Source organism: Chondromyces apiculatus DSM 436, from assembly GCF_000601485.1.
Taxonomy (GTDB): Bacteria; Myxococcota_A; Polyangia; order Polyangiales; family Polyangiaceae; genus Chondromyces; species Chondromyces apiculatus.
Genome location: NZ_ASRX01000055.1, coordinates 86,266 through 98,709 on the forward strand (window position 1 = coordinate 86,266; position 12,444 = coordinate 98,709).

Consider the following 12,444-nt stretch of genomic DNA (forward strand, 5'->3'; position numbering starts at 1 on the left):
CCTTGACGTTGGATCGTGGGGTAGCTAAGGCGACGCGCATGCATCCTGCCCCGGCCCCCCGGTCCACCGCCCCCCTCGCCGCGCGCCTCCTCGGCCGGGGCCGCACTGCCGTCCTCGCCGTCGCCCTGGGCCTCGGCGCCGCCGCCCTCGCCGCACCCAGCGCGGCTGCGGCGCAGACCAAGACCGCGGTGATCGACGTCCGCCGCGCCATGCTGGAGACCGAGGAGGGCCTCCGGGTCCAGGCCAGCCTCCGCAAGCTCTTCGACAGCCGCCAGGTCGAGATCGACGCCAAGCAGCGCTCGCTCTCGGAGGAGCAGGACAAGATCGAGAAGGAGGACCGCGCCGGCAAGACCCCGAAGGACCAGCTCGCGCGTCGCCGCGAGAACCTCCAGCGCCAGGCCGCCGAGTTCCAGGGCGCCTACGTCGAGTACCAGCGCGAGATGCAGCGCAAGGAGAACGAGCTCACCACCCCCATCCTGCAGAAGGTCCTCGGCGCCGTGCGCCGCCTCGCCTCGCAGGAGGGCTACGAGATGGTGATGGAGAAGTCCGCGGTCCCCTACTTCCGCGCCGACCTCGAGGTCACCGACCGCGTGATCCAGATGTGCAACGCCGGCGCCACCCCCGAGGCTCCCGCAGCCAAGCCCGGCGCTGCCCCCGCCAAGCCCGGCGCCGCCGCCCCCAAGCCTGCCGCGCCCGCCGCCGCCCCGAAGAAGCCCTGACGCGCCCTCACGCGCCCTTGCCCGACGCGCCCCCGCCCAGCCTCACACCCGCAGCTTCACGAAGAGCGGCGCGTGGTCGCTCCGCCACCGCAGCTCCGGCGCCTCGGCGATGTCCGCCTCCACCACGTGCGGCACGAGATCCTCCGACACCAGCGCGTAGTCCACCCGCGCCGCGTCCAGCCTCCCCGGCGGCGCCTGGCGGTTGAACCAGGTGTACTTCCGCGCCTCCGGGTGCAGGTGCCGGAAGATGTCTACCGCGCCCAGCGTCGGCATGAACACCTCGTTGAGCTGCGCCCGCGCCAGCGCGTGCGGCTCCTCCGTGCGCAGCCGCGGGAAGGTGTCGTTCTTCGTCCGCGACACGTTCCAGTCCCCGGTCAGCACAAGCTCCACCCCGAGATCCAGAAGCTCCAGACACGCCTCCATCAACCGCGTGAGAAAGCGCCGCTTGAACGCGTGCCGGTCTCCTTCATGGCGCCCCAGTTCGTGATCCCAGTACGCCTTGCTGGTCCCGTTCACCGCGTACACGTTGACCACGGCCAGCCCGAGCGCCTCGATCGCCGTCACCACCGCGCGCCCCTCCCGGTCCCACGGAAACGTCGCTGCCTTCGCCTCCCCGAGGCTTCTCTTCACGTAGGTCGCGACCCCGTACATGCGCCCTCCCCGGAAGGTCACGTTCTTCGGATCGTCACACAGCGCGAAGTGGCACGCGTACCCGGGCAGCGCCTCCTGCATGCGCGCGACGAGCGCCTCGTCCCGGGGCCGCAGCCGGATCTCCTGCAAGCAGAGGATCTCGGGCCCCCCGAACGCCTCCAGCACCGCCGTGAGCGGCGTCTCCGCCTCCTCCGCGAGGTGGGACGCCAGGTTCTCGATGTTCCACGAGACCATCGTCACCTCCTTGCTCCACGCCCTGGCGCCCGCCTTCACCGGTCCCGCGTCTCCTGCTTGCCCTCTCCGCCCCTGTCCTGCAGCGCGCGTTCCAGCAGCGACGACGCTAGATCGAGCAGCTCCCGCTCGGTCACCATCCCCACCAGCCGATCCCCTTCGACGACGGGCAAGCACCCGATGCCGTGCTCCTTCATGCACCGCATCGCCTCCTGGGTGCTCATGTCCAGCGTCGCGCGCACCGGATCGGCGTGCATGATCGACGCCACCGTCACCTCACCACTGGCCGGCGCCCCCGCCGCTCCCGCGTCCTCACGCTTCTGCTCCCCCCGCGCCACGAGCCGCAAGAGGTCCCGGTACGACACGATCCCCACGAGCCTCCCCTCGTCCTCCACCGGGATGTGCCGCATTCGCCGCCAGTCCATCACGCTCGCCGCGAACGCCACGATGTCGTCGGGCCGCAGCGTCACCAGATCGGTCGTCATGATCTGCGCCACGGTCCGGTAGCCATCCACCAGCGCCACCGGATCGTCCGCGACCTCGGCCAGGGGCCACTCGTGCACGGGCCTTCCTTCCTGCTGGTGCGCGAGCATCGCCGCGCACAGCGCCTGGTCGCGGGTGTCCGCGGTCCCCTTGCCCGCCTGTTCCATCGCCGCCAGCGATGACAGCGTCCACTGGGCCCCCGTCTGGCCGCTGCGGACGCGCTCCTCGATCACCCCGAGGTACCGATCCACGTCCGCGCCATCCACCCCCTCCGCGCGCAGCCCCTCGCGCGCCCGCGGCAGCAGCTCCCCGAGGATCAGCGCCGGCGCCGCGAAGCTCCGCCCCCCGAACCAGGTGAGCTGCGCCTTCAGCCCGTACCGCGCCGCCGCGAAGAAGTTCGCCTTCGCGTCGGCGAACTCCATCACCTGGTCCACCCGCGGCACCTCCCGCGCGAGGCCCACCATCAGCCCCAGGAAGAACGCCGCGTTCGCCACCTCGTCGCGCCGCGTCGGCCCCGCGGGCAGCACCCGGTTCTCGATGCGCAGGTGCGGCACCCCCTCGCTCACCCCGTAACAGGGCCGGTTCCAGCGGTAGATGGTCCCGTTGTGCACCCTGAGCGCCCTGAGGTCCGGCACCTCTCCCCGCGCCAGCACCTCCCGCGGATCCTCCCCGGCCTCCGCCGTGATCATCACCCGGAAGCGCGCGATGTCCTCCCGGAAGATCTCCAGCGCGCTCTCCTCGATCCACCGCTCCCCGAACTGCACCCGCGACTGCTCGATCCGCTGCGCGTGCACCGCGGACGTCGCCGGCCGCAGCTCGATCGACCGCGCGAAGAGCGCGATCCGCGTCTCGTGCCACAGCCTCCGCCCGAGCAAGACCGGCGAGTTCACCGCCGCCGCCAGCACCGGCGCCGTCACCGCCTGCGCCAGGTTGTAGAGCGGCGCGAACTCCTGCGCCCCCACCTGCAGGTGCACCTGGAAGCTCGTGTTGCACGACTCGAACATCATGTTGTCGTGCGTGGTCTCCAGCTCGTCGAGCCCCTCGATGCGCAGGTGAAAATCCTCGCCCCGCAGGCTCCTGAGCGCCCGGTTCATCACCTCGTACCGCGGCCGGTGGGTGAGGTTCTCGATCCCCAGATCCGTGACCCGCAAGGTCGGCAAGATCCCCGCGAGGAGCACCTCCGCCCCCACCTCCCGCGCCGCCCGCGACGCGACGCCGGTCAGCTCCTCGATCTCCCCCTCCAGCTTCGCGAAGCAATCCCCCCCGAGCAGCAGCGGGCTGAGGTTCGCCTCCAGGTTGAACCGCCCGATCTCCGTGGTCAGCCGCTCTTCCCCGGCCTTCTCCAGCAGCGCCTCCGCGACCGGCGCCGGCCCGAACCCTTTGCCGACCAGGAACATCTCCTGCTCCGCCCCGATCCGCCGCACCCCCGCCTCGATCCGGCCCGCCTCGATCATCTGCTCCAGGGCCATCACGTCGGCGAGCAGCGCCTTGACGAACGCCTGACGCCCCTCTTCGTCGACCGCCTCGGAGATCCGCTGCTCACCCATGCTCACCCGCCTCCCGCGGTCCACGCGCCGCGAGGACCCGCCACACCAGGCCCTGCTGAGCCATGCGATGCCCCAGAGCCCCGGGCGGTCGCGATCCACCCGCGAGGTTTGCCCGCCCGGGCCGTGACCCTCGCGCGTGACGTCGTGAGCTCCTACCCCGGCAGCTTGCCCGCGGTCAGCGCCACCGGCTCGATGACGGGCGCCGCCGCCAGCAGCTCGGACGCCTTCGCCAGGAGCGCCGTCGCGATGGGGCCCGACAGGTGCGCCTTGCGCGCGGCCTCGTCGGGGAAGGTGTCGAAGATCCCGAACGTCGATGGGCCCACCCGGAACGCGAACCACACCGACGTGCCAGGCTCTCCCTCCGCCGCAGGCAGCGCGCCGGCGAGGAAGCGCGCCACGTCCTCTTCCTTGCCTGCCTTCGCCTCCAGGCGCGCCAGCAGGCCGAGACGGGCCACGCTCCGATCCGGGTAGGCGCGCGCGAGCTTCACCGCCAGCACCTCCACGGGCTCGATGGACGGGGGCGCATCGAGCAGCTCCGGCGCCTTTGCCATCAGGGCCTTCGCGATGGGGCCCGACAGGTGGGTCTGCCGCGCGGCATCGTCGGGGAACGCATCGAAGATTCCGAACGTCGAGGCGCCGAGGCGCAGCGCGAACCACACCGGGGTCCCCCGCTCGTCCTCGGCGAGGGGCAGGGCCCCCGCGAGGAAGCTCCCCAGCGCCTCTTCCTTGCCCGCCTTCGCCTGAAGCTTCACCACCAGCGCAACCTTCACCATGGCCTCGTCTCCTCTCGGCGCGGCCCTGGCCCTCTCGCCAGTGCCGCGTTCAGGAGACCCATCCTGCGCGCCCACGCCCGCACCCACCACGATCGGCTGTCTATCAATCCATAGGCAGAGGTTATGGATGCCTGATCCTCTTTCCTGGCTCATTTCGCGTGGCCGTCACCGCCGCGTTCCCCGGGGCCTCGCTGGACGCCATCGACAGCAGCGCTTCCCAGAACAGCTTCGCGGCTGGCCCGAGGGGGCGCTCCGAGGCGCGCACGAGGGAGATGGTCCGGCCCACCTCCGGCTCCACGAGGGGCCTGTTCACCGTCTCGCCGCCGCGGACCGAGTGCTCGGGCAGGAAGGCGAACCCGATGCCCGCTTGCACCAGGCTCTGCACCCACTCCTCGCGCTCGGTGCGGTACGTGGCGTAGAGATCCACCTGCCGGGTCGCGCAGAGCTTCTGGACCTCCTCGCGCAGCTCGCAGGCCAGGCGATCCACGTACGGCTCTCCGGAGAGGTCGGCGAGCCGCACAGCCTGCCGCGATGACAGCGCGTGCCCCGGCGGGAGGACCACCAGGTAGCGCTCTTCGTAGAGCCACTTCGGCACGCACCACGGCGGCGCTTCGTCGCGCAGGTTCGTGATCACCACGTCGAGCTCGCCCTCGCCGAGCTTCCCGAGCAGCGCCTGGCTCCGCTCCACGTAGAGCTCCAGCTCCACCCCGGGGGCGCGCGCGCGGAACGCGGCGAGGTAGGGCGCGAGGCGCGCAGGGCCGAGGGTGGAGAGCACCCCGAGGCGCAGCGGCACCTGGTGGAGGCGCTGGTGGCTCTCGGCCATGGCCACGATGCCCTCGCTCTCCTGGGAGAGCCGCTGGAAGCGCGGGTACACCACCTGGCCGAGCGTCGTCAGCTTGGCCCCGCTGCGCTCACGGTAAAACAGGGAGCCTCCCAGCTCCTGCTCCAGCTTCTTCAGGGCGGCGGTCAGCGCCGGCTGCGACACGTGGCACCGCTCCGCCGCGCGGGTGAAGCTCTGCGTCGCGCAGACGGCGAGGAAGTAGCGGACCTGGTGCATCTCCATCGGGGGCACATCTTCACCCGGCGACGAGGGCGGGGGCCACGCTCGGCCGCGCCGCCGTTTCACGGGGCAGGCCGGGCTCTGCGTGGAAAGGGTGCCGTCGGTCGCCGCCCCACCCCTTTCCACGGCGGGAACGCCTTCGTCGGTCGCCGACGCACCCGTTTCCACCGCGGGAATGCCTTCGTCGGTCGCCGACGCACCCGTTTCCACCGCGGGAGGGTGATCTGCGGCACGACCGACCGCCGTGTTTCCACCCACATTGCGGTGTCAACGGAAGGCCGACGCACCCGTTTCCACCGCGGGAATGGAGGGGGAGGACCTCCCCACCCGTTTCCACCGCGGGCATGGAGGGAGAGGCGACCGACGACGCCCTTGCCACGGTGGCACTCCGGGGGGGAGGTCGGCTCCCCCTGCGCTCCCGCCGTGGCAAAGGCGCCGTCGGAAACCGACTGCACCCTTTCCACGCCGGAGCGCTCCGAAGCGGCTGCGGCGCGACGCCGTTCACCGAGAGAAGAAGCGTCCGCGCGCGGCATGGCGGGTGCCTCGGATCGCCGCCAGCACACCGTGGGGCACCGCACGCAAGCGTCCCGCCGGGACCTCGGGGTGGTAGGGTGCGCGCATGAGGACCCTCACCGCCTGGATCAGCGCGCTCTCGACCGTGGCTCTCGTCGGCGTCCTGTCGTCGAGCTGCTCGGGTGACGATGAAGGCTCGACCGACACCGGCACTCCGGGCGGCACCGGCGGCGACAGCTCCAGCAGCGCCTCGCCCGCGGGAGGCACCGGCGGCAGCGGCGGCAGCGGCGGCGATGGAACCGGCGGCTCGGGGGCGGGCACCGGCTCGCGCGGACCGGCGTACGAGGCGGGCACGGCGGGGTGTCCCGACGACGACGGCACGCGGCACATCAAGATCGTCAACAACTGCACCTCGGACCGCTGGCTCAAGCTGGACGGGCGCACCACGCCCACCTGGGCGAGGCCCACCGACTGCCCCTGGAACGGCGCGGCGTGCACCGATCTGGAGGGCGTCGGGCAGTGCACGGCGATCGCGCAGGGCATGAGCGGCGGCGTCAATCCCGGCAACGTCTACTGCAAGGCCACGGGGCAAGGCACCCAGGGCGCGTGCGCGTGCAACCCGTACTTCGAGCTCGCGCCGGGCGAGGAGCACACCATCGACATGCCCGACACGGCCGGGTTCGCGAGCGGCACCGGCTGGCTGGCGACGGACTGCAACGCGCACGGGCACGGCTGCGCTCTCGGCAACGACGCGGCGAAGAACAGCCTCTTCGAGTTCACCTACGATCCGCCCGGGCAGGGCAGGCTCTATTACGACATCAGCGCGGTCAACGCCTGGACCACCGTGAGCCCCATCGGCATGAAGAGCTGCGGTGGCGGCAGTGAGAGCACGGAGAATCCGAACGACGTCTTCTGGTGCCGCGGCACCGGATGCCGCTTCGACGTGAACACCCAGTGCCCCGACGGGAGCGACGCCTTCGCCCCCGCGCCCGACGGCTGCAACACCTGCCCCACCATGGTGGTGAACGGCAAGCAGGTGATCGTGGGCTCCTGCGGCACCTGCCCCGACGGCGCCGACGCAAACCGCATCCCCACGAACACGGTGTTCAACGCCAACAACGTCGGCGGCCCCGAGTGGATCTGGACGGGGAGCCCGGACTTCGCCGCGGGCTTCGGCCACGACGAAGGCGTGCACGCGAACCGGCGCTACACCTGCGGCGATGGTGGCTGCACCGCGGCGGCGCCGGGAGAGGCGAACACCTGCCTCGGGGGCTGCGATCTCTGCACGACCACCCAGAACGCCGCAGCAGGGGACGATGCGTGCCTGAAGTACTGCTGCCCCGATCTGACCCGGACCTACGGGGGCGCGACGTACCGCTACGACAGCGCGGGCTGCACCGCGCTCGGCGTGCAGGCGGGCACCGACTACAGCCCCGCGGTGAAGGGCGAGTGCCCGTACGTGTACACCTTCGGGTACGAGGACCACTCGTCCACCTTCCTGTGCACGACGAGCGCGTCCCTGCTCATCCAGGCCTGCCCGGACGCGGCGGACTTCCCCTCCTCGTTCGAGGACTGAACCTGGGTTTCCCCGGACGGCGACCTCTGGAAGAGCGGCCAAGCGGCAGCTCCGCCGTGAGGAGACGACGTCGAAAAGCACCCGCCACCCGGCGACACTCCTTTCCCTGGAGCCGACGGGACCATGGCCACGGCAGAGCAGCTCAAGGCGCTGCTGAAGAGCTACAGCGAGAACGACGAGGAGCGCTTCTACGCGGTGGCGATGCAGGTCGCCGCGCACGCCGCTCGGCAGGGCCACGGCAAGCTCGCCCAGGAGATGAGGGAACTCATCGATGCCTCGAAGGCGAAGGGACCGAAGAGCCAGCGGGGAGAGCGGGCCCCGGTCCCCGTCGTGCAGCCGCGAGGGGAACTCGCCGGGCTGCTCTCGGTCAGCTATCCCAAAACGCGCCTCGCGGACATGGTCCTGGAGCCAACGCTCCGTGCGCGTCTCGAGCGCATCCTCCTTGAGCAGCGGCAGCGGGAGAAGCTCCTCACCCATGGCCTCGCGCCGCGGCGGAAGATCCTCCTCGTCGGTCCGCCCGGTACAGGGAAGACGCTCACGGCGCGGGCGCTCGCGGGTGAGCTGTCCCAGCCGCTCTTCGCGGTGCTCCTCGACGGTCTCATCACCAAGTTCATGGGGGAGACGGCCGCGAAGCTCCGCGTCGTCTTCGACGCGCTCCAGCGCACGCGGGGGGTCTACCTCTTCGACGAGTTCGACGCGCTCGGGAGCCAGCGGACGTCACCGAAAGACGTGGGCGAGATCCGGCGGGTGCTGAACTCGTTCCTGCAGTTCCTCGAACAGGACGAATCGGAGAGCCTGATCATCGCGGCGACGAGCCACGTCGAGCTGCTCGATCGGGCGCTCTTCCGGCGCTTCGACGACATCCTGGAGTACAGCCTGCCGGACGAGGCGCAGGCCGAACAGCTCCTCCGCGCGCGCCTGGCGATGCTGGACACGCGGCGGGTGACGTGGAAGCAGGTCCTCGAAGCCACCCGCGGGCTGAGCTACGCCGAGATCGTGCGCGCCTGCGAGGACGCGGCGAAGGACGTGGTGCTGAGCGACAGCGACGAGGTGACGACGCGGGGCGTGCTGGATGCGCTCGAAGCGCGGCGCGGCAGGCAGCCCTGAAGGCGCGGTATACACTGGTGGTGAGCATCCGGACCCCCGAAACCGGGGTGGATATCTACCAGCCAGTCGCGAACGAGGTGCAGTTCGCGACTCCCGTGCCCATCTGAGTGCACGGTCTCCCCGACGCTCGGCCGGTGGATTGCGCATGCGGCCGCGGTGTTCTCCGCTGCCGAGGTCATTGTGGAGCCCTCCTGAACGAGGCTGAAACGAGGCCAGGGGGTTTCGTTCGAAGGGGGAAGGGTGCGGTGCGGGGAGGTTGATGTACCACCTCGCCGCGCGTTACTCTGGCGGGGCCATCGGTCCTGCAATGCGCAGGTCTGGCCCGGGAGGTTCCCCGTGAGCTTGCTTCTTCGCAACCGACGCACCCATTTCGCGCTGTGGATGGGGCTCGGTGTTGCCGCGGCCGTGGCGGGGCCCGCGGGCTGTCTCTTTCCTTCGTACACGTTCGACGAGGCCGAGCCGAGTGGGTCGGGCGCGGGGACGTCCAGCGGCGGCGGCAGCATGACGGGCGGGGGCTCGGGGGCCAACACCGAGGACTGCACGAACGGCGTCGACGACGACAACGATGGGCTCGCCGACTGCGCGGATCCGAAGTGCACGGAGGTGAGCTGCGTGTCGGCGGTGCCCGAGGGGTGGACGGGCTACTTCGCGCTCTACAACGGGGCGCCGGCGGGGGATCCGGGGTGCCCGTCGACCTTCCCGGTGCCGAGCTACCAGGGGACCGACGGGATCACCGCGGCGCCCGCGACGTGCACGTGCTCGTGCAGCGCGCCGACGTGGACGCCGGGGTGCGCGCCGATCGAAAGCATCACGCTCTCCACCGGGGATGCGGCGTGCGCCGCCGACACCAACTGCACGGGCTCGTTCCAGATCCCGGCGGGGTGGGACGGGACCTGCTACGGGCAGGGTTACTTCCCGGGCGGGCAGCTCACCTGCGGGCCCAACGCCGAGATGTCGTGCAGCGTGAATACCGGGGATCCGTGCAGCGTCTCGGTGCGCGCCTCGCGGATCGCGGCCACGGGGACGGGTTCGTGCCAGCCCCAGCTCGCGCCGGTGCAGCGGCCGGATCCGAGCTGGGATCTGCTCGGCGTGGCGTGCGGCGGTGCGCCCACCACGGGCGTCGGGTGCAACGTCGGTCAGACGTGCATGCCGAAGACGGCCGATCCGTACGAGAGCGGGCTGTGCATCTCGAAGACGGGGAACAACGCCTGCCCTGCCGGTCCCTTCACCCAGAAGCACGTCTACTATGGCGGCGTGGACGATTCCCGGGACTGCCTGAACGACTGTAGCTGCGCACCCGCGGCGAACGGGAGCTGCCCGGCCACGGTCAGCCTCTACTCCGACCCGGGCGCGAACTCGTGCGTGACGCTGGTGACCAGCTTCCCCGCGGGGACCTGCATGAACATCGCGGGCAACCCGACGCTCGCCGGTCGCACCGTCTCCACGCCCGGCGCGCCCACCGGCGGCACGTGCCCCGCCAGCGGCGGCACCCCGAACGGCACCGCGACGCCCATCGAGCCCACGACGATCTGCTGCATTCCCTGAGCCACGTCCTCGACGCCCCGGCGGCGGTTCGCGCCGGGTGAGTCGGGGGCGCTCTACCCCACAGTCCTCCTGCGGCTGGGGACACTGTCCGCTTCCCGAGGCGACGGGTTCCCAAGGCGACGGGTTCCCGAGGCGACGGGCGTCAGGCCCGAAGCGACAGAACGCTCTGGAAACCTCGGGTGGATCGCGGGGAGTGGGGCCCCGCCGGGATTCACTCCCGGTGGGGCGAGGGGGCGCGAGCCCACCCGCCGGGAATCAAAAGCGGAGGCGGGCGCTCAGGCCGCCGATGTTGGCGCCGGCGGCGGAGGGGACGAGTTCGGGGGACCAGAGGGCGCGGGCGGTGGACTTCACAGGGCGACGGCGGGCCTCGGAGGAGGGTTCGCTGGAGGTCTCGCCTTCGGGGGCGGGATCGCTGCTGCCGCCGCTGGTCACGAGCATGACGATGCCGGCGGCGATGCCGACCACGCCGAGCGGGATGGTCACCTGGGCGAGGCCCGTGTAGAGGCGGCCGCTGTCGGCGGTGGACTCGGCGGAGGGGGGGCAGGTGGTGTCGCCGCCGCAGGCCGCGTCGAGATCGCTGAGGGCGCCGCCGCGGAGGCCGAGGAACACCGCGCCGACGGCGGCGCTGGCCACGCCGGCGCTGAGCACGATCACGCCGGGGAGCTTCGAACCCTTGGGGGGCGGCGGCGGCGGCGGAGGGGGCGGGGGCTTCTCTTCGGGAGGGGGCGGAGGCGCCTCGACCTCGATGGTCACGTCGACGGTCTTCGCGTCGCGCTCGGCGAGGGTGACGGTCTCCTTGAAGGGCTCCTTGTCGCCGACGCGCGCGGAGATGACGTGGGGGCCGGGATCGACGGGGACCTCGGAGGCCAGCTCGCTCGGGCCGATCTCCACGCCGTCGATGTAGATGGCGGCCGTCTCGGCGCCGGTGCCGCGGCGGACGTTGAGCTTGGGGATGCGCTCTTCGAGCGCGGTGACCCGCTCGCCGACGCGGTTCTGGACCTCCTGGGCCTTCTTGTCGCCCTCGGCGGCGGCAGCGGCGAGGCGGTAGTTGCCGAGGGCGGAGACCAGCTTGCCGAGGCGCTCCTCGCACTCGCCGATGTTGAAGAGCACCTGCGGGGTGCGCTTGACGCGGGCGACTTCCTGGAACTTGCCGAGAGCGGCGGCGCAGTTGTTCGCGGCCATCAGGGCCACGCCCTGCTGGAACTCGACGCGGGCGCGGTTCAGCTCATCGGGGGTCTGGGCGCTGGCAGGGGGCGCGATCAAGGCCAGCCCGAGCGCAGCCGCCGCGATGGCCACGATGCCACATGTCCTCGCCTTCGTCCGTCGCCCCCGTCGCAGCGCGTCGTGACCCATCGTGTTCCTGCTCTCCCCCGGGAAAACCGCCAGAAGCGGCGATGCTACCACGCAGGCTGAACCGATGGGGAAGCTCCCGACGACGCAGCTCGGTGGTGGGGGACGAGGTCGCACGCAGGTGGATCGCCGCGCTGGGTTTTGCGGGGCGCGACGCCGCGCAGATGTTGCGGCGCGAAGCCAGGGTGGCGCCCTTGTTGCTGCGCTTATCGATGGATCGACGCTGGCGTGCGCGGCCGAGGCACAGGTGTGCCGCGAGCGCGCAGAACGGATGCAGGGCAGGTCAGGCCTGGGCGGTTTGCGCACTCCGCGAGGCCGTCTGGGGCGCGCAGGGTTCTTGCAACGGAACGTTCCTGGAGCGTCCGGTATGCAGTTGCTTGCGACCCCCTACTGCGAGATCCAGCATGATCCAGAGCGTGCGCTGGTCCGCGTCACCCGGAACGAACGTCCCTACCAGTCACTCGACGATCTCGACGTGGAGATCTCGCAGGTCGGCGCAGCGCTCGCGGGTGTGAAGGGGCACTGGCGGCTGATGGTGGACCTGCGGGCCGTGGCGCCGCGGAACGATCCGGCCTTCGAGATGGCCGTGGCGCGGCTGCGGGACTGCATGTTCAGGCACCCCGAGCGCATCGCGCTGGTGGTGAAGACCGCGGTGGGGGCCCTGCAGGTGAAGCGCCACGTGCGCGAGGATCATGTGGACGCGGAGGTCTTCGAGGAAGAGACGCTGGCGCTGGGCTACCTGCTCACGCCCGGCAAGGCCGCGCGGATCTCGGACCGGCCCCGCGGCCACACCCCCGTGCCCCGCCACTACACCCCCGTGTCCCAGCAATACGAGCTGATCCAGGTCGGCCGCCGCTTCTAGAGACTTGATCAGCTAAGAGCCAGGCAA

10 protein-coding genes are annotated in these 12,444 nt (G+C 71.3%); 5 read left to right on the forward strand and 5 right to left on the reverse strand.

Annotated features, from left to right (window positions below):
* Positions 1–38 precede the first annotated feature (38 nt).
* Positions 39–719 (forward strand): OmpH/Skp family outer membrane protein, encoded by a 681-nt coding sequence (locus CAP_RS29760; protein ID WP_081865394.1) that lies wholly within the window; start codon positions 39–41, stop codon positions 717–719.
* A gap of 42 nt (positions 720–761) precedes the next feature.
* Here CAP_RS29760 and CAP_RS29765 read toward each other — a convergent pair whose 3' ends face one another.
* The 4 genes from CAP_RS29765 to CAP_RS29785 form a co-directional block, all read right to left on the reverse strand.
* Positions 762–1,604, reverse strand: coding sequence for an exodeoxyribonuclease III (locus tag CAP_RS29765; RefSeq protein WP_156041255.1), 843 nt, complete (start codon positions 1,602–1,604; stop codon positions 762–764).
* Positions 1,605–1,639: 35 nt separating this feature from the next.
* Positions 1,640–3,631, reverse strand: a complete 1,992-nt coding sequence (locus tag CAP_RS55220) for a CBS domain-containing protein (protein WP_044247042.1) — start codon at positions 3,629–3,631, stop codon at positions 1,640–1,642.
* Positions 3,632–3,783: 152 nt separating this feature from the next.
* Positions 3,784–4,404: a putative quinol monooxygenase gene (locus CAP_RS54145; protein ID WP_231511762.1), complete on the reverse strand. Its 621-nt coding sequence runs from the start codon at positions 4,402–4,404 to the stop codon at positions 3,784–3,786.
* 121 nt (positions 4,405–4,525) lie between these two features.
* Positions 4,526–5,467, reverse strand: coding sequence for a LysR family transcriptional regulator (locus tag CAP_RS29785; protein WP_044247043.1), 942 nt, complete (start codon positions 5,465–5,467; stop codon positions 4,526–4,528).
* A gap of 616 nt (positions 5,468–6,083) precedes the next feature.
* Between CAP_RS29785 and CAP_RS29790 the strand changes: the two genes are divergently transcribed.
* From CAP_RS29790 to CAP_RS29800, 3 genes are all read left to right on the forward strand, one after another.
* Positions 6,084–7,553: a glycoside hydrolase 64/thaumatin family protein gene (locus tag CAP_RS29790; protein WP_044247044.1), complete on the forward strand. Its 1,470-nt coding sequence runs from the start codon at positions 6,084–6,086 to the stop codon at positions 7,551–7,553.
* Between the two features lie 123 nt (positions 7,554–7,676).
* Complete coding sequence (locus CAP_RS29795) at positions 7,677–8,660, forward strand: AAA family ATPase (RefSeq protein ID WP_044247045.1); 984 nt, start codon at positions 7,677–7,679, stop codon at positions 8,658–8,660.
* Positions 8,661–8,996: 336 nt separating this feature from the next.
* Positions 8,997–10,205, forward strand: a complete 1,209-nt coding sequence (locus CAP_RS29800) for a hypothetical protein (protein ID WP_156041256.1) — start codon at positions 8,997–8,999, stop codon at positions 10,203–10,205.
* Positions 10,206–10,460: 255 nt separating this feature from the next.
* On the opposite strand, the gene CAP_RS29805 is transcribed toward CAP_RS29800, so the two are convergent.
* Entirely contained in the window at positions 10,461–11,558 is a 1,098-nt protein-coding gene (locus tag CAP_RS29805; protein ID WP_156041257.1) for a tetratricopeptide repeat protein, read from the reverse strand.
* Between the two features lie 364 nt (positions 11,559–11,922).
* Here CAP_RS29805 and CAP_RS29810 point away from each other — a divergent pair, with 364 nt between their 5' ends.
* Positions 11,923–12,417 (forward strand): hypothetical protein, encoded by a 495-nt coding sequence (locus CAP_RS29810; protein ID WP_052376326.1) that lies wholly within the window; start codon positions 11,923–11,925, stop codon positions 12,415–12,417.
* The last annotated feature ends 27 nt before the right edge of the window (positions 12,418–12,444 follow it).

What these genes read in the sequence shown, in the direction of transcription:
- CAP_RS29810 (WP_052376326.1), top strand. Translation starts at nt 11,923, where the DNA reads ATGCAGTTGCTTGCGACCCCCTACTGCGAGATCCAGCATGATCCAGAG.
- CAP_RS29790 (WP_044247044.1), top strand. Translation starts at nt 6,084, where the DNA reads ATGAGGACCCTCACCGCCTGGATCAGCGCGCTCTCGACCGTGGCTCTC.
- CAP_RS29795 (WP_044247045.1), top strand. Translation starts at nt 7,677, where the DNA reads ATGGCCACGGCAGAGCAGCTCAAGGCGCTGCTGAAGAGCTACAGCGAG.
- CAP_RS29765 (WP_156041255.1), bottom strand. Translation starts at nt 1,604, where the DNA reads ATGGTCTCGTGGAACATCGAGAACCTGGCGTCCCACCTCGCGGAGGAG.
- CAP_RS29760 (WP_081865394.1), top strand. Translation starts at nt 39, where the DNA reads ATGCATCCTGCCCCGGCCCCCCGGTCCACCGCCCCCCTCGCCGCGCGC.
- CAP_RS29785 (WP_044247043.1), bottom strand. Translation starts at nt 5,467, where the DNA reads ATGGAGATGCACCAGGTCCGCTACTTCCTCGCCGTCTGCGCGACGCAG.
- CAP_RS54145 (WP_231511762.1), bottom strand. Translation starts at nt 4,404, where the DNA reads ATGGTGAAGGTTGCGCTGGTGGTGAAGCTTCAGGCGAAGGCGGGCAAG.
- CAP_RS29805 (WP_156041257.1), bottom strand. Translation starts at nt 11,558, where the DNA reads ATGGGTCACGACGCGCTGCGACGGGGGCGACGGACGAAGGCGAGGACA.
- CAP_RS55220 (WP_044247042.1), bottom strand. Translation starts at nt 3,631, where the DNA reads ATGGGTGAGCAGCGGATCTCCGAGGCGGTCGACGAAGAGGGGCGTCAG.